General features: G+C 46.1%; 14 protein-coding genes and 1 riboswitch. All 14 genes read left to right on the top strand.

Annotation, left to right across the window (positions count from 1 at the left end; all coding sequences use genetic code 11):
• Positions 1–67 precede the first annotated feature (67 nt).
• Positions 68–499: a DMT family transporter gene (locus tag DW694_RS07505; protein ID WP_118513181.1), complete on the top strand. Its 432-nt coding sequence runs from the start codon at positions 68–70 to the stop codon at positions 497–499.
• Between the two features lie 110 nt (positions 500–609).
• Positions 610–1,437, top strand: coding sequence for a ComEA family DNA-binding protein (locus tag DW694_RS07500; protein ID WP_118752786.1), 828 nt, complete (start codon positions 610–612; stop codon positions 1,435–1,437).
• 10 nt (positions 1,438–1,447) lie between these two features.
• On the top strand, positions 1,448–2,137 hold the full coding sequence (locus DW694_RS07495) for a response regulator transcription factor (RefSeq protein ID WP_015525979.1): 690 nt from the start codon (positions 1,448–1,450) through the stop codon (positions 2,135–2,137).
• Positions 2,138–2,140: 3 nt separating this feature from the next.
• Positions 2,141–3,571, top strand: a complete 1,431-nt coding sequence (locus tag DW694_RS07490) for an ATP-binding protein (RefSeq protein ID WP_021651567.1) — start codon at positions 2,141–2,143, stop codon at positions 3,569–3,571.
• 10 nt (positions 3,572–3,581) lie between these two features.
• Positions 3,582–4,538 (top strand): GerMN domain-containing protein, encoded by a 957-nt coding sequence (locus DW694_RS07485; protein ID WP_118752785.1) that lies wholly within the window; start codon positions 3,582–3,584, stop codon positions 4,536–4,538.
• A gap of 35 nt (positions 4,539–4,573) precedes the next feature.
• Complete coding sequence (locus DW694_RS07480) at positions 4,574–6,850, top strand: DNA internalization-related competence protein ComEC/Rec2 (protein WP_118752784.1); 2,277 nt, start codon at positions 4,574–4,576, stop codon at positions 6,848–6,850.
• 119 nt (positions 6,851–6,969) lie between these two features.
• Positions 6,970–8,349 carry an FAD-dependent protein gene (locus DW694_RS07475; RefSeq protein ID WP_118752783.1) on the top strand — a complete coding sequence of 460 codons (1,380 nt, stop codon included), beginning with the start codon at positions 6,970–6,972 and terminating at the stop codon, positions 8,347–8,349.
• Positions 8,350–8,668: 319 nt separating this feature from the next.
• Positions 8,669–8,844: riboswitch (cobalamin riboswitch) on the top strand.
• Positions 8,845–9,005: 161 nt separating this feature from the next.
• Positions 9,006–10,298 (top strand): sirohydrochlorin cobaltochelatase, encoded by a 1,293-nt coding sequence (locus DW694_RS07470; protein WP_118608089.1) that lies wholly within the window; start codon positions 9,006–9,008, stop codon positions 10,296–10,298.
• 121 nt (positions 10,299–10,419) lie between these two features.
• Positions 10,420–11,319 carry a hypothetical protein gene (locus tag DW694_RS07465; RefSeq protein ID WP_118608088.1) on the top strand — a complete coding sequence of 300 codons (900 nt, stop codon included), beginning with the start codon at positions 10,420–10,422 and terminating at the stop codon, positions 11,317–11,319.
• Positions 11,316–12,461: an ABC transporter substrate-binding protein gene (locus DW694_RS07460; RefSeq protein ID WP_118608087.1), complete on the top strand. Its 1,146-nt coding sequence runs from the start codon at positions 11,316–11,318 to the stop codon at positions 12,459–12,461. The genes DW694_RS07465 and DW694_RS07460 overlap by 4 nt, the downstream gene beginning before the upstream one ends.
• 97 nt (positions 12,462–12,558) lie before the next feature.
• Positions 12,559–13,578 carry an iron ABC transporter permease gene (locus tag DW694_RS07455; RefSeq protein WP_118608086.1) on the top strand — a complete coding sequence of 340 codons (1,020 nt, stop codon included), beginning with the start codon at positions 12,559–12,561 and terminating at the stop codon, positions 13,576–13,578.
• Positions 13,579–13,581: 3 nt separating this feature from the next.
• Complete coding sequence (locus DW694_RS07450) at positions 13,582–14,685, top strand: ABC transporter ATP-binding protein (protein ID WP_021651559.1); 1,104 nt, start codon at positions 13,582–13,584, stop codon at positions 14,683–14,685.
• Between the two features lie 245 nt (positions 14,686–14,930).
• The gene (locus DW694_RS07445) at positions 14,931–16,634 is read left to right on the top strand and encodes a DUF1002 domain-containing protein (protein ID WP_022426414.1); all 1,704 of its coding nucleotides are present in this window, start codon (positions 14,931–14,933) and stop codon (positions 16,632–16,634) included.
• A gap of 232 nt (positions 16,635–16,866) precedes the next feature.
• Positions 16,867–18,069: a class I SAM-dependent rRNA methyltransferase gene (locus DW694_RS07440; RefSeq protein WP_059086808.1), complete on the top strand. Its 1,203-nt coding sequence runs from the start codon at positions 16,867–16,869 to the stop codon at positions 18,067–18,069.
• Positions 18,070–18,099 lie beyond the last annotated feature (30 nt).

Genomic DNA, 18,099 nt, shown 5'->3' with positions numbered 1-18,099 from the left:
TGCAGAAATATGCAGCGCCTTTTTCCAGCAGTAATACCGGAAATGGAGTATATATGGAGGGATTTTTATGTGGGGATTTTTGTCAGCACTGATCTCAGGTGCACTGATGAGTATTCAAGGGGTATTTAACACAAATGTAACAAAACAGACCAGTCTGTGGGTTTCAACCGGCTGGGTACAGTTTTCTGCATTTCTGGTCTGTGTGGCAGCATGGTTTTTTACAGGCAGAGAAAGTATCGGCATGCTGTGGCAGGTAGAGGATAAATATAATTTACTCGGAGGAGTGATCGGTGCATTTATCACTATCACAGTGATCCGGAGTATGGGAAGTCTGGGGCCTGCGCGGGCGGTTATGCTTATTGTCATTTCTCAGCTTGCGGTGGCTTATCTTATAGAATTGCTGGGGATTTTCGGTGTGGAAAGAGCAGATTTTCAGTGGAGAAAGCTGTTGGGAATGCTGATCTGTATTGCAGGTGTGGTTATTTTCAAATGGAAATAGAAATAAAAGTATTGTAATATTTGTAATACTTCGTTAAAATAAGGTATGGTTTTGCATGAGTAACGGGGCACCTGCCGCCACATCGGCGGAAAGGAGTGAACCGCCTACCTATGAAAATAAGATCACATATCAGAAGTGTTCGGCTTGTTTTTTCCATATTTTTGTTAGAGATCCTGGCAGGGCTGACAGGCTGTAAGGATGACGGAACAGAATTTCTGGAGAAAGAACTGGTGCAGGAAGAAAGTACGGAAGCATCCGGAATGGATGCAGAGCAGGAAGAACTGAAGGATACGGAAAGTGAAGTATCCGGGAAGGCATCCGCAGGGGCTGCGGCAGATATATCACAGAAGAAACAGAATGAGTCTGCGGAGGAACCGGATCCGGAGGTTGAAAAACAGCTGCCGGAGATCTCAGACACCCCTCAGACCATTTATGTAGATATATGTGGAGCAGTGACCAGTCCGGGAGTCTATGAGCTTCCATATGGCAGCCGTGTTTTTCAGGCTATCGAGCAGGCCGGAGGATATCTTCCGGAAGCTGCGGCAAGCTATCTCAACCGTGCTAAGGGACTTTCCGATGGACAGCAGGTTTATGTGCCTACCCAGGCGGAGGTGGACAGCCAGCGGATCGCAGCTACCCAAGATGGATCGAAAGTCACAGCAGAAAACAGTACCGAAACGGCGAGCGGACAGAAATCCGCCGGAGAGGATTCCGGTGAAGCTGAGACTGCATCTTCCACAGAGCAGAAGATCGATCTGAACACCGCTGATGTATCCCAGCTTACTACTCTCACAGGTGTAGGGGAGTCCAAGGCCCTGGCGATCATCGCTTACAGGGAAGAGAACGGTCCCTTTACTTCAGCAGAGGATATCATGAATGTACCAGGCATCAAAGAAGGAACCTATGAGAAGATAAAGGATAAAATAGCAATAAAGTAAGGAGCGCTAAATGAGCAGGAAAGTATTGGTAGTAGATGATGAGAAACTGATTGTCAAGGGACTTCGCTTCAGTCTGGAGCAGGACGGAATGGAAGTGGACTGTGCCTATGACGGAGAGGAAGCACTGGAAAAAGCAAAAGCAGGAGAGTACGATATCATCCTTCTTGACCTGATGCTTCCAAAAATGGACGGTCTTGAGGTATGCCAGCAGATCCGTGAATTTTCCAATGTTCCGATCATCATGCTTACAGCAAAAGGAGAAGATATGGATAAGATCCTGGGTCTGGAATACGGAGCTGATGATTATGTCACCAAGCCTTTCAATATCCTGGAAGTCAAAGCCCGCATCAAGGCGATCATCCGCCGTGCAGGCAGCAAACAGGACAAGCAGGAGAAGGCCAAGACTGTGGAAGTCGGAGAACTGAAGCTGGACTGCGAAGGACGCCGCGTATTTATCTCCGGAAAAGAGATCAACCTCACAGCCAAGGAATTTGATGTGCTGGAGCTGCTGGTATTCAATCCGAACAAGGTATACAGCAGAGAAAATCTTCTGAATATCGTATGGGGCTATGAATATCCGGGAGATGTCCGTACCGTAGATGTACATATCCGCCGCCTGAGAGAAAAGATCGAGGCCAATCCCAGTGAGCCGAAATATGTACACACCAAATGGGGTGTGGGCTACTATTTCCAGGCATAACCTGTGAAGTTCAAAAAGAACGGCAAATTTTTCAAAAGTCTCCGCTTTCGTATTCTGATCATCCTGATCATACTGGGAATCGTACCGAGTGTCATCGTAACGGAAATGGTTATTGCCAACTATGAAGATCGTGCCATTGCCAACCGTGTGCAGAGCATGGAGAACATCTGTGACATTATGTGCGACCTGCTGATCAAGGAGAATTATCTGAATGACACCAGCTCTCAGACGGTGAACAGCAAGCTGGAATTACTGTCCAACAGCTATGGTGGCAGGATTCTCATTGTAGACAGGGATTTCAGGATCATCAAGGATACCTATGGCGTGGATGAGGGCAGGACTCTGGTTTCCCAGAAAGTATTGAACTGTTTTAAAGGAGAAGATGCCTACCAATATGATTCTGACAGCCAGAAGCTGATCCTGGCAGTTCCGGTAAAAAGTCCGGATGTAAAACAGGTGCAGGGTGCCATGATGATCATGGCATCTTCCAGTGAGGTGACAGCAACCATCCATGAACTGGAGCAGAAAGGGATTCTGATCATCGGTATCATTGTAGTGCTGGCCATTTTTCTGGGGTATATTCTTTCCACGATCTTGGTGAAGCCATTTGCCAGGGTAACGAAAGCAATCGAGGACCTTACAGACGGATATCAGAATGAGGAGATTTCGGTACCGGATTATACAGAGACAGCTTTGATCACAGATGCATTTAACAAGATGCTTTCCAGAATGAAGACGTTGGATGAATCCAGACAGGAGTTTGTATCCAATGTGTCTCATGAGCTGAAGACACCTATGACTTCAATGAAGGTTCTGGCGGATTCGCTGGTAGGACAGCAGGGGGTTCCGGAGGAACTGTATCAGGAATTTCTTTCTGATATCACAGAAGAGATTGACAGAGAGAACAAGATCATCACCGATCTGCTCTCCCTGGTAAAAATGGACAAAAAAGCAGCAGATATGAATATCCGTAATATGAATATCAATGAGCTGCTGGAGAATATCCTGAAGCGTCTCCGTCCTATTGCAGATCAGAGAAGGATTGACCTGATCCTGGATTCGTTCCGACCGGTAACCGCAGATGTGGATGAGGTGAAATTTACCCTTGCCATCAGTAACCTGGTCGAAAATGGTATCAAATACAATGTAGATGAGGGATGGGTCCGCGTAACACTGGATGCGGATCATAAGGATTTCTATGTGACGGTTGCAGATTCCGGCCTGGGAATACCGGAAGATTCCATTGAACGGATCTTTGAGCGTTTTTATCGTGTGGATAAATCCCATTCCAGAGAGATCGGCGGAACCGGTCTTGGACTTGCTATTACAAGAAGTTCTATAGCCATGCATCATGGGATCATCAAGGTATCCAGCAAAGAGGGCGAGGGAACCACATTTACCGTGAAGATCCCGCTGTCCTATATCCCGTCCTAGGAGGTACAGCATGAAAAAAACGATTTTGATCATCTGTGTGGCCGCTGCCTGCATCCTTTTTGGTCTGGTTGCTTTCATAGGTTTGTCGGGAAGAAATAAAAACGAAGAACAGCAGTATAGATTTTATTATATCAACAGCGATGAAACGAGACTGAAAGAAGAAAAATATACTCCGGAGAAGGAAACAACAGAAGTGATGCTGCGCAATTTTTCCGAGAGTCTGAATAACCGTGAGACCCGGGAAGACGGAATCTCACTTTTTCCGGATGGGGTAAAGATTTCTTCTTATTCTATACAGGATGGAGTCCTGAACGTAGAATTCAATGAGGCCTATGATAAAATGTCACGTACCAGAGAACTTCTGGTGCGGGCAGGTATAGTGAAGATCTTTTTACAGGTTCCAGGAGTGGATTCTGTGGAGATCTATGTGGGTAAAAAGCCGCTGACAGATACCAGGGGTGAGGAAGTGGGAGCCATGAACAACGACACCTTTGTGGAGTTTTCCGGGTCCGATGGGGATGTGTACAGCTATGACACCTTTACTCTGTATTTCACAAATAAAAACGGAGATAAACTGGTAGCGGAACAGAGAAGTGTCCGCTACAGACGAAATCTTCCGAAGGCTACGGTGGTTCTGGAGCAGCTTGCAAGAGGTCCGCTGGAAAAAGGACATTATCCTACAATACCGGAGAATTCAGAGGTACTTTCCCTGACGAGAGCAAACGGAATCTGCTATGTGGATTATAATTCCGTATTTCAGGATTATGCGCTGGATGTTTCGGAACAGGTTGCCGTGTATTCGGTGGTAAATACGCTGATCGCGGCAACGGATGTGGACAAAGTTGAGATTTCCATCGAAGGAAACAAGGAAGTGACCTTTGGCCAGAATATGCAGCTTTATAAGTTCTATGAATGGAACGACAGCCTGCTGGCACATACAAAGGCTAAAAAAGAACAGAAAAAATAAAACATTTCAAAATATCAGAAAACGGGAGAACATTTATGGCGAAAAGGCCGATGTGGCTTTTGTGTTTTCTTATGGTGCTGAGTCTTGGCGCACTGGAGCTTATGGGGATTCCTCTGATCAGGGGGAATCCCCTTCCGTTAAATGTGCAGGAGCAGATCGAAGCGCACCCTGGTTCCATGATCTGCGGGGAGGTGGAACAGTATGAAAACACAGAATTTTCCCAGTCTGTTTATCTGAAAAAAACATATCTTATCCATCAGTCAAAAAAATTTCCAATTGAAAATGTAAGAATATTTCTCAAAAAAGAAGAAGATCTGAAACCGGGAATGCGGATTCTGGTCAAGGGAACACTGAAAAGAGTGGAAGGTCCTGCGAATCCGGGGGGCTTTGACAGTCAACAGTATTATGCTTGTCGTCATATTTATTATTTTATGAAGAAGGCTGTGCTCCAAAAGAAAACAGCAGTGTATTCCGGCTACAGGCAGCTTCTTTTGGAGATAAAAGAAAGCTGCAGACAGATCCTGAAGGAAGCAGCAGGAAAAGATGCACCTGTTTTTTGTGCCATGACGCTTGGAGACAAACAGGAACTGGATCCGGAAACACAGATGCGCTATCAGCTGGCCGGAATCATACATATCCTTGCCATCAGCGGACTTCATATCAGTATTCTGGGAATGGGGCTTTATAACCTTCTAAAGAAGATGGGACTGGGAATCTGGCCTGCCGGGATTTTTTCTCTGGGAGTGATGCTGCAGTATGGAATCATGACCGGAGGGAGTGTTTCCACCATGCGTGCAGTAACTATGTTTTTGATCGCCATGGGAGCCAGAATCACCGGACGGATCTATGATATGATGAGTGCTCTTTCCGTAACTGCCATGATGATCCTTGTGGAATCTCCGGCCTATCTCCTGGACAGCGGATTTCTTCTGTCCTTTGGCTGTGTTCTGGGAATGGGGCTCGCTGCGGAAAAGATCTGTGCCCTTGCAGGAGCGGAGAAAAAATGGACAAAGGCACTGGTAAGTCCTATAGCTCTTCAGCTTGTGACTCTGCCGGTGATGCTGAAGTTTTTCGGAGAAGTCTCTATTGCCGGATTTATCCTGAATCTGTTGGTGCTTCCAAGTGTGGGGGTAGTGCTGACTGGAGGAATGGCGGCGCTGCTGCTGGGAATTCTCAGTATTCCTGCGGCAAAACTGGTAATCCTGCCGGCAAGGGTACTGCTGCTTTTTTATGAATATCTCTGCAGTCTGGCAGGAAGATCAGGATGGAGTACCTGGATCGGAGGGGAGCCGGAAATATGGCAGATCCTGGTATATTATGGCTTTTTGATCACAGTCCTGTTTATGGGACAGTATATAAAAGAACAGTTCCGGAAGAAAAAAGCAGTCAGTGAGGAAACGGAGCTAGCAGAGGAGCAGGCGGAAGCAGGTTGCCGGAAGCTATATGCTATCCGGATAACAGCCGGTATTTTTCTGGCAGTCGGAATCCTGATACTGGGATATCATCCAGCAGGAAGCCTGAAGGTGATCTGCCTGGATGTAGGACAAGGTGACGGTATTCTTGTGGAGACCCCGGAGGATCACCATTTTCTGATCGACGGAGGAAGCAGCAGCCAGTCGGAGCTTGGAAGATACTGCCTTTTGCCGGCATTGAAAAGTCAGGGGATTTCCTGGCTGGATGGGATTTTTATTTCCCATACAGATCAGGATCACATCAACGGTGTGAAGGAGCTTCTGGAATATATGGGAAAAGGTCTTACAACCATCCGGGCCGGATATCTGATCCTGCCTGCCTGGGCGGAAAGACCAGATGCATGGAGGGAGCTTGCAGAGGCAGCAAAAACAGCCGGAGTTAAGGTCGTGACAGCAGGAAAAGGGGATGAATTGCCTTGCGGCAAAGTATCTTTTTCTGTTCTGTGGCCGGAGAAAAATGCCACAGGAAAAGATGTGAATGAGGAAGCTATGGTGATGGAATTGTCTTTTGGAGATTTTCAGATGCTTTTTACCGGAGATATCGGTGCAGATACAGAGAAAAAGCTTCTGGTAGCCGGGGGGCTTGAGGATGTTGACTGTCTGAAGGTGGGACATCACGGTTCCCGTTATTCTACCACAGAAGCATTTCTTGAGAAAATAAAGCCGGAAGTGGCGATCATTTCCTGTTCTTCTACCAACACCTACGGACATCCGTCACCGGAAACCGTAGAGCGGCTTAAAGCGGCCGGAAGTCAGGTGGAATACACCATGAAAAACGGTGCTATTACCGTGGAAACAGATGGAAAAAAGCTTAAGATCGGAAGGTTCCGGAAGGATTGAGTTTTTTTCCAAAATCGAAAAAAACGATGACTTTTGAACACGTTTGTTGTAAAATAGACAGGGTTTGTGCAAAAACAAAATACTGAAAATGTGCAATACAAGATAAGGAGTTTTTATTTATGAAATATGACGTACTGATCGTAGGAGCAGGTCCCGGTGGAATCTTTGCGGCCTATGAACTGATGAATAATGATCCGGAGAAAAAGATTGCGGTTTTTGAAGCTGGTCATCCTCTGGAAAAAAGAAAATGTCCCATCGACGGAAAGAAAGTAAAATCCTGTATCCATTGCAAAACCTGTGCGATCATGAAGGGATTTGGCGGTGCAGGCGCTTTCTCCGACGGGAAATATAATATCACCAATCAGTTTGGCGGAACTCTGTACCAGCATATCGGCAAGGATACAGCCACAGAGCTGATGGAATATGTAGATAAACTGAACCTGATGCATGGCGGTGAGGGAACCAAACTTTATTCTACCACAAACAGCGAGATTCGTAAGCTCTGCCTTCAGAACGGCCTGCATCTTCTGGATGCATCAGTCCGCCATCTGGGAACAGATATCAACTATGTGGTACTTCAGAACCTCTATGAAAAAATGAAAGACCATGTGGACTTCTATTTTGACGCATCTGTTGACAAAGTAGAAAAAACTGAAGACGGTTATGCAGTTTTTGTAGGAGATGAGCGTTACGAGGGAACTTACTGTATCATCTCCGCAGGACGAAGCGGAAGTAAATGGATGGAGACGGTATGTACAGAGCTTAAGATCCCGACTCTTTCCAACCGTGTGGACATTGGAGTCCGTGTGGAGCTTCCGGCGGAGGTTTTCAGCCGTCTGACAGATGAGCTTTATGAGAGCAAGATCGTTTACAGAACTGAGAAGTTTGAGGATATGGTTCGTACCTTCTGCATGAACCCGCGAGGTGTTGTCGTGAATGAAAATACCAACGGTATTATCACAGTAAACGGTCACAGCTACGAAGATCCGGCAAAGCATACCAACAATACAAACTTTGCCCTTCTGGTATCCAAGCATTTCTCAGAGCCGTTCCATGACAGCAACGGATACGGTGAGAGCATTGCAAGACTTTCCAATATGCTTGGCGGTGGTGTTATGGTACAGCGGTTTGGAGATCTGATTCGCGGAAGACGAAGCACAAAAGCCCGTATTGAGGAAAGTTTCGTAACACCTACACTTTCTGCGACACCGGGAGATTTAAGCCTTGTTATGCCGAAACGTATCCTGGATGGCATCATCGAGATGATCTATGCCCTGGACAAGATCGCACCGGGAACAGCGGATGACGATACTTTGCTTTACGGCGTGGAGGTTAAATTCTACAACATGGAGGTTGAGATCGACGAAAATCTGGAAACCTGCCACAAGGGTCTCTTTGTTATCGGAGACTGCAGCGGTGTGACACACTCTCTTTCCCATGCATCTGCCAGCGGAATCTACGTAGCCAGATACCTGGAGCAGGAGTATTTTACCAGATAAACTGCAAAGCAGTTTATTTGTTATGAGCAAGTAGCAAAGCGGATTGCGAATATCCAGTGTAAGACAGTCCTTTTCTGATATCAGGGTGATGACAGAAAGGGGCTGTTTTTTATGCAGGATGTGCATGAATATTGGAGAAAATATTCTGATAATAACTGACAGATACAGGGAGAAAACCGGTTACTGTTCACTGGTAATATTTCGCGAGGTGTTTTTTGTGAGCGAAGATCACAGAAAACCGTGAATCGTCTGACATCAATCTTGACAAATATGTGAGTTTGTGGTAAAAGTTAGATAACCAGATAAAAGAAAATATGTGCAAATGTTATAATGATAAGGTTGCATCCAGTCGGATGTGCAAAAGAGAATCCGGTGAGAATCCGGAACGATACCGTCACTGTGAAAGGGGAGCTGCTTTTATAACCACTGGGAGACCGGGAAGGGAAAGCAGCGTGGAACCAAGTCAGGAGAACTGCCTTATTGTGAGATCCAGGGATTCGCGGTTTACGAATCGGTATTCTCCATAACAATACAGAACTTCTTTTTATGTATTTGTATTGCGCAGAGAATCATGTGTGAGCAGGCGGCCGCAGAGAGCTGCTGTTTTTTTGTACATATCAGTATTCTGGAAATACATGAAAAGAGGACAATAAGAAATGAAAAGAAAAACAATGTTAGCTCTGATGCTCGCAGTTTCCATGACATGCTCTATGGGGGCAGCTACAACAGCAATGGCAGCAGAGGATTCTGCTACAGAAGAGAACGCTGAGGCAGCTGATACCACAGAGGCTTCTGATGCAGATCAGGAAGCAGCAGATAATGTAGCAGCTCTGATCGACAAGATCTATGTACAGGAAAGAAACGACACAACAGATGAGGACTGCAAGGCAGCCAAAGAAGCATGGGATGCTCTGACAGATGCTCAGAAAGAGCTGGTAGAGGGTGAGAATGCAGATCCGGATTATTTCGGACGTGACACAGGAGATGCTTCCAAGGACGATCCGCGTAACCAGGATGAGATCGGTGAGAATGAACTTCTTGTTGTAAGCTTTGGTACTTCCTTCAATGACAGCCGTGCAGAGGATGTCAAGGGAATCGAGGATGCTCTTGCAGAAGCTTATCCGGACTGGTCTGTAAGAAGAGCATTTACAGCACAGATCATCATCAACCATGTAGAGGCAAGAGATGATGAAGTGATCGATAACATGCAGCAGGCTCTTGACCGTGCAGTAGAGAATGGTGTTAAGAATCTGGTTGTACAGCCTACCCATCTGATGCATGGTGCTGAGTACGATGAGATGACAGAAGCGATCAATGGCTATAAAGATAAATTCGAGTCTGTAGCTATCGCAGAGCCAATGCTCGGTGAGGTTGGAGACGATGCAACTGTGATCAATGATGACAAGAAAGCCGTTGCTCAGGCGATCACAGATACGGCTTGCAAAGAGGCCGGATTTGACAGCATGGATGCAGCAGCTGAGGCTGGCACAGCATTCGTATTCATGGGACATGGAACATCCCATACAGCTAATATTACATACGATCAGATGCAGACACAGATGGAAAATCTTGGATTGAAGAACGCATTCATCGGTACTGTAGAGGGGAAGCCGGAAGATACAGCCTGCGACAAGGTTATCGAGAAAGTAAAAGAAGCAGGATACAAGAACGTTGTTCTTCGTCCGCTGATGGTTGTTGCCGGAGACCATGCAAATAACGATATGGCCGGTGATGATGAGGATTCCTGGAAGAGCCAGTTTGTAGCATCCGGAAACTTCGATAAGGTTGACTGCCAGATCGAGGGTCTTGGAAGAATCGAAGCAGTTGAGAAGCTTTATGTAGAGCATACAAAGGCAGCCATCGATTCTCTGGGAAGCACTGAGGAGTCCGCAGATTCTGATGCAGCAGCAGATACAGAGGCTGATTCTGCTGAGGAGTCCGCAGAATAATAAATATAAAAATATCTGAGTGAGTTCAGATACCTATAAGAAATCAATGTAACTGCCCGGAAAGATCAGGAAGACTGTTTTCCGGGCAGATTGCTGTATCTATGGAAGGGAGAAGATTATCATGAAAAAACGCTATGTAAACTTAATTCTTGCAATGGCAAGTGCATCAGTCCTGGTGCTGGGCTCTGTACCTGCGATGGCAAAAACAGATGAAACAAAAACAGAGTCCGGTGAGGAAGCAGAAGCTTCCGAAGAAAAGGATACAGATGCAGCCAAAGCAGATACCCTGGAAGATGGCGTTTATACAGCAGAGTTTGAGACAGACAGTAGCATGTTTCATGTAAATGAGGCCAATGACAAAAAAGGAGAGCTCACGGTCAAAGATGGTAAAATGACCATCCACGTAAGTCTGGTTTCCAAGAAGATCGTTAACCTGTTTGCGGGAACTGCCGAGGATGCCCAGAAGGACGGAGCAGAGATCATTGAGCCGACCACAGATACAGTGAAGTACAGCGATGGTTATACAGAGGAGGTTTACGGATTTGATATCCCGGTACCGGCCATTGGTGAGGAATTTAACGTGGCGATCCTGGGAGAAAAAGGCAAATGGTACGACCATAAAGTCAGCGTAAAGAATCCTGTAAAAACCTCTGACGACAAAAAATCCGAAGGGAAAAAACCGGAAGAGCTGAAGCTGGAGGACGGAACCTATGAGACGGATGTAACCCTTACAGGCGGAACAGGAAGAGCATCTGTAGAATCTCCAGCTAAAGTAGAGATCAAGGACAAAGAAGCTACGGCAACCATCATCTGGAGCAGTCCGAATTATGATTACATGATCGTGGACGGCGAAAAATATGAGCCGGTGAACAAAGACGGAAACTCCACATTTGAGATCCCGGTCACAGTCTTTGACGCAGAAATGGAAGTGACTGCAGATACTGTAGCCATGAGTACTCCTCACGAGATTGAGTATACCCTGAATTTTGATTCTTCAAGCATGAAAAAGGAAGAAAAATGAAAAAAATAATTTCATACATATTTCTGACGCTGACCCTGATCCTGGGGTGTGCTTTTGCAGTGCAGGCAGCAGAGACAGAACATAAGCCTGCGGATATTCCAGGCCTTACCTTTGACCACAGTATGGAGCTTTCCTACGCAAAGGAATTTAATGTGGATTACTACAACGATGGCTATGCGCTGCTCACCATTGATCAGGAAGGACAGTTTCTTGTAGTTCCCGAAGGCAAGAAAGCACCGGAGGGGCTGGATCCTGACATTGCGGTTCTGCAGCAGCCCATAAACAATATCTATCTGGTAGCAACCTCGGCCATGGATCTTTTCCGCGCTATCGACGGGATTGACAGCATCAAGCTTTCCGGAACCAAGGAAGACGGATGGTATATCCAGGAAGCAAAGGACGCCATGGAACAGAAAAAGATGATCTATGCCGGCAAGTACAATGCTCCGGATTACGAGCTGATCCTGAACGAGGGCTGTGACCTTGCCATTGAATCCACCATGATCCATCACAATCCGGAGGTACAGGAGAAGCTGGAGCAGTTCGGGATCCCTGTAATGGTAGAGCGTTCCAGCTATGAGAGTCATCCTCTTGGAAGGACCGAGTGGATGAAGCTTTACGCAGTTCTTCTGGGAAAAGAAGATGTAGCAGAAAAGGTTTTCAAAGAGCAGACGGACAAGCTGGATAAGGTTCTCACAGCAGATAAAACAGACAAGACCGTAGCGTTCTTTTATATCAACTCCGTAGGTGCGGTAAATATAAGAAAAAGCGGCGACTATGTTTCAGAAATGATCTCTCTCGCAGGAGGAAATTATGTTCCGGAGGATACGGGAGTAAATGACAATGCTCTTTCCACCATGAATATGCAGATGGAAGAGTTTTATGCCAAGGCGAAGGATGCAGACTATATCATCTATAACAGTACGATTGACGGGGAACTTAAGACCATTGATGAGCTTCTTTCCAAAAGTAAGCTTCTTGCAGATTTCAAGGCAGTGAAGAACGGAAATGTCTGGTGCACAGGCAAAAATCTCTTCCAGGAAACTACCGGACTTGGAACCATGATCGAGGATATCCACACCATGCTGACTACAGATGATGATTCTCTGGATGATCTGACCTATATGCATAAACTGAAATAAATTCCAGTGTTCGTTTTAACTCCTTTGCCGGTTTCCACCTGTGAGCAGGAAACGAAAGGACAGGATAACAAAACAGAAGAGGAGTGTACCAGAAAAAATGAATGACAGAAAACGCGCAGTCCGATACGGGATCTCTTTTGTGATCCTTGCGGTACTTTTGATCTTTTTATTTATATGGAATGTAAATTCCGGAAGTATCCACCTCTCTGTGAAGGAGATCCTGAATATCATATTCCGGCATCAGGGAGATGAAACTTCTTATAATATCGTCTGGGAGATCCGTCTTCCCAGGATACTGGCAGTGATCATTCTTGGCGGAGCACTTTCTGTTTCCGGATTTTTGCTGCAGACCTTTTTTAACAACCCTATCGCGGGACCCTTTGTACTGGGAATCTCTTCCGGTGCCAAGCTGATCGTGGCGCTTCTGATGATCTTTTTTTTAAGCAGATCGGTATCCATCGGTTCCGGTGCCATGATCCTGGCTGCTTTTGCAGGCTCAATGATTTCCATGGGCTTTGTGCTCCTTGTGGCAAAAAAAGTCCACAATATGTCCATGCTGGTCATCAGTGGTGTTATGATCGGCTATATCTGTTCGGCCATCACAGACTTTGTGGTGACCTTTGCAGATGATTCCAACATAGTCAATCTTCACAATTGGTCATTGGGAAGCTTTTCCGGTATGACCTGGGGAAATGTGCAGACTATGGCTGTTGTGGTACTTCTTACTATGGTGATCGTATTTTTTATGTCAAAACCGATCAGCGCCTATCAGCTGGGGGAGACTTACGCGCAGAATATGGGAGTTAATATCAAGGCTTTCCGGATACTTCTGATCCTGCTTTCCAGTATTCTTTCTGCCTGTGTGACCGCTTTTGCAGGGCCGATCTCCTTCGTGGGGATCGCTGTGCCTCATATTGCAAAAAGTCTCTTGAAGACTGCCAAACCGCTGCTTGTGATCCCGGCCTGTTTTCTGGGCGGTGCAGTGTTCTGCCTGTTCTGTGATCTGATCGCAAGAACTGTATTTGCACCGACGGAGCTGAGCATCAGTTCTGTGACAGCAGTTTTCGGAGCACCGGTAGTTATCTATATCATGATTCACAGACAGCAGAGGATATAAACGATGAAATCATATTTTTTTTATACAGATCAGCTGACCGTAGGCTATGATGGAAAACCGCTGATCAAAGAAATCAATATTCAGCTGAATAAAGGAGAAATCCTGACACTGATCGGTCCCAACGGTGCCGGAAAATCTACTATTTTGAAGAGTATCACAAGACAGCTTTCCCTGATCAGCGGAACGGTATATCTGGAACAGGAACAGATGAGCCGGATGACCAACAGGGAAGTGTCAAAAAAACTGGCTGTAGTACTTACCGAGCGCATGCGACCGGAGCTTATGACCTGTGAGGATGTGGTATCCACCGGACGATATCCCTATACCGGAACTCTCGGGATCCTTTCCGCAGAGGACAAGGAAAAAGTTAAAAGTGCCATGGAGATGGTTCACGCCTGGGATCTGAAGGATCGGGATTTTACAGCCATCAGTGACGGACAGAGACAGCGTATCCTTCTGGCACGCGCCATCTGCCAGGAACCGGAGATCATTATCCTGGATGAACCGACCTCCTTCCTGGATATCCGGCATAAGCTGGAGCTTCTTGCCATTTTGAAGAAGATGGTATTGGAAAAACAGATGACGGTGATCATGTCCCTTCATGAGCTGGATCTTGCCCAGAAGATTTCTGACCAGGTGATCTGTGTTCATGGAGATCACATTGAGAAATATGGTGCACCGGAGGAAATCTTTACTTCCGATTATATTCGGAAGCTTTATGGCATCACCCGTGGAAGCTATAATGCAGAATTCGGCTGCGTGGAAATGGAACCTCCGGCCGGAAAACCGGAGGTGTTTGTGATCGGAGGAAATGGAAGCGGGATTCCGGTATATCGGAAGCTGCAGCGACAGGGGATTCCTTTTGTGACCGGAGTTCTCCATACCAATGATGCGGATTATCAGGTGGCAAAAGAACTGGCTGCAAAAGTGATCACGGAGAAGCCTTTTGAATGCATTTCGGAGTCTGCCTTTGAAGAAGCACTGGAGTTCCTGGGAAAATGTGAAAAAGTGTACTGTCCGCTGAAGGATTTTGGTATCATGAATGAAAAAAACCGGGAATTGTTGAAAAAAGCAAAAGAAACCGGAAAATTAAACCAGATCAGATAAGTTCTCTGGGAAAATGAGAAAAGCAATAAAACGCTGTCAGAAATGAGTAATATAATTTCCGGCAGCGTTTTTTATATAATATAAATTACAAATATTTCAGCAGCTGTGTTATAATATGACAAGAACGACAGATCGTGAAGCGCTCGCATTCGTGGAGATGTAAGTAACGAAGAGGAATGTCCGCTTTACACCGCAAAAGTTAAGTAGATACAATCGATCCGAAAAAATATATGGAGGGAAGATCAATGAAAAAAAGAAACATGATCGCAGCTCTGCTCTGCAGTGCATGCCTTGTGGCAGGAAGTGTAAATCCCGTATTTGCAGATGCCTCGAAGGTAGTAACACTTGGAGCAGATCTTACGGATGCCCAGAAGCAGACAATGATGAAATATTTTAATGTAAGTTCCGATCAGGTGCAGGTGATGACCATTACAAATGAGGATGAGCATAAACACCTGGATAATATCGCACCACAGTCACAGATCGGTTCCAGAACTTTGAGCTGTGCCTATGTGAAGCCTACACAGTCCGGCGGGATCAAGGTCCGCACAGCAAATCTGAACTGGGTGACAGGTAATATGATCGCAACGACACTTTCCACATCCGGTGTGAAGAACTGTGAAGTAGTTGCTGCCTGCCCGATGGAAGTATCCGGAACAGGTGCACTTACCGGCATCCAGATGGCATATGAGAAGGCCAGTGGAGAGAAGCTGGATGAGACCAAGACGAAGCTTGCCAACCAGGAGATCGTAACCACCGGTGAGCTTGCAGATAAGGTTGGTAAAAATGAGGCGACAACAGTTGTAAACCAGTCCAAGATGGATGTGATCCAGAACGGAGTACAGAATGCAGATGAGATTCAGAATATTGTCATCAATGTGGCTGAGCAGAACAATATTTCCGTAAGCCAGGACGATATTGACAGGATCGTGTCTCTTCTGAAGCAGATCTCACAGCAGGATTACAATTATGATGATGTGAAGGAAACACTGGAGCAGGTAGATGCCAATACCACAGGCCAGACTTCTTCCTCTGATGATACGCTGGATGGCGAGAGCAGTGATGAAACCGTAGATGTGGATGCAGATTCTTCTGATGATATCGTCAACAATGTAAATGACAGCATTCTTGGTGACGATGTGATCCAGAGCTCCACAGAGGATCCGGGTCTTGAGGAAGAAACAGGAGCAGATTCTCAGGATACAAGCAATGAGACCGGAATCCCGGATGCTACCGACGACGGAACCTATAGCAATGAGGAAAGCTCGGACGAAAGCAGCACAGACGAAAGTACCTCTGATGAGAGCAGTACAGAGGATAGTGCATCCGACGAGAGCAGTACAGACGAAAGTGCTTCTGACGAGAACAGCACAGATGAAAGCGCTTCTGATGAGGCTGCATCCGATGAGACCGGAATCCCGGAGGCAACAGAAGATACAGAATCTTCAGAAAGTACAGAGGGCTCAGACCAGGCAGATAGTGCAGAAAACGATACTTCCGTGCTCAGTGAAGAAGCAAAGAACAATTATGATAAATTTGTCCTCTTTGTAAAAGGCGAGTATGAGGGAGATGCAGATTCCCTTCTCGCTGCAACGGAGGATACAGAGGCAGTGGCAACGGTAACACTGGATGAGCAGACAGCGAAGAGTGTGGCAGAAACTGTTGAGAAGGATTATTATGATATCCTGAAGGATGGTACAGAATCCTATGAGGCAGATGGTACAGAAAAATATCAGAGTACAGAGCTGAATATGATGGATCAGAAGCTGAAGAAGCTGTTCAGTATTGACAGTTCCCAGGAGGCCACAGAGGCCACAGACGTGACAGCAGCTATTCTTGCAGATGTTCCCCAGGAAGATAAGCAGACACTTTATAAAGAAACCATGAAATATCTGGCAGGTCTTTACGGCGAGAACACGGACTCTTCTGAGGAATCCGCAGCAGAATAAAAGATTTACAGAAAAAGAGATAAAAAATACCGCAGCAGAGAAAACAACCTCTGCTGCGGTATTTTTTGTCGTGCAGGAAAGATATCATGAAAATTTTGTGATTTACGACAAGGATTTGTGTAAGCACTGGAAAAATGGATTTTTCTGTGATAAAATTGACCGTAAATCGGTTTTGTGGACTCATACATCGCAAACCGTGACAGGGAAACGAGAAAGGGAAAAGGTAGAATTTATGAGCCTGGCAGTAGTAACATTAAAAAAAGGCGAAGGCAGATTCCTGAAATCAGGAGGCCTCTGGGTATATGACAATGAGATCGCAAGCATCATGGGAAGTTTTGTGAACGGAGATATCGTTCTGGTCCGGGACTTTGACGGATATCCGATGGGAAGAGGATTTATCAACACCAATTCCAAGATCACAGTCCGTATGCTTACCAGAGATGAGCGTACAGAGATCAGTCCGGAATTTTTGAAACAACGTGTCCGCGACGCATGGGAGTATCGTAAGAAGGTAGTAGATACCGGAAGCTGTCGTGTGATCTTCGGAGAAGCAGACTTTCTTCCGGGGCTTGTTGTGGATAAGTTTTCAGATGTGCTTGTTGTACAGTCTCTTGCACTGGGAATCGACCGTCTTAAAGAAACGATCCTAGATGCACTGAAGGAAGTCCTTGCTGAGGATGGGATCCGGATCCGTGGAGTCTATGAGCGGAGTGATGCAAAGGTACGCCGCCAGGAAGGAATGGAACTTACCAAGGGATTTATCGGAGAAGAATTTCCGACACTTGTTCAGATTGAAGAGAACGGTGTGAAATATGAAGTAGATATCAGGGACGGGCAGAAGACCGGATTTTTCCTGGATCAGAAATATAACCGTCTTGCTATCCAGAAGCTCTGCAAGGGGGCGAAGGTTCTGGACTGCTTTACACATACCGGCTCTTTTGCCCTGAATGCGGGAATTGCAGGGGCACAGAGTGTTCTCGGTGTGGATGCGTCGGAAACTGCAGTCCTGCAGGCAAGAAGAAACGCCAGTCTGAACGGCCTGGACGGAACAGTGAAATTCCTCTGTGAGGATGTTTTTGAGCTTCTTCCCGAGCTTGAGGAGAAGGGAGAGAAATTTGATGTTGTGGTACTGGATCCTCCGGCATTTACGAAATCCAGAAGCTCTGTAAAAAATGCCATCAAGGGATACCGTGAGATCAATCTCCGTGCAATGCGTCTTGTAAAGGACGGCGGATTTCTTGCAACCTGTTCCTGCTCTCATTTTATGACGTATGAGCTGTTTACACAGACCATCGGTCAGGCAGCGAAGAATGTCCATAAGAGACTGCGCCAGGTAGAGTACCGTACACAGGCACCGGATCATCCGATCCTCTGGTCAGCAGATGAGTCCTATTATCTGAAATTCTACATTTTCCAGGTATGCAATGACCGTTAGGAACTGCCATCCGGATTTTTTTACGGAAAT

This window comes from Ruminococcus sp. AM26-12LB (assembly GCF_003480785.1).
Classification (GTDB): Bacteria; Bacillota; Clostridia; order Lachnospirales; family Lachnospiraceae; genus Blautia_A; species Blautia_A fusiformis.
The sequence above is the reverse complement of the archived record's forward strand: the minus strand, read 5'-3'. Positions and strand labels throughout refer to the sequence as shown.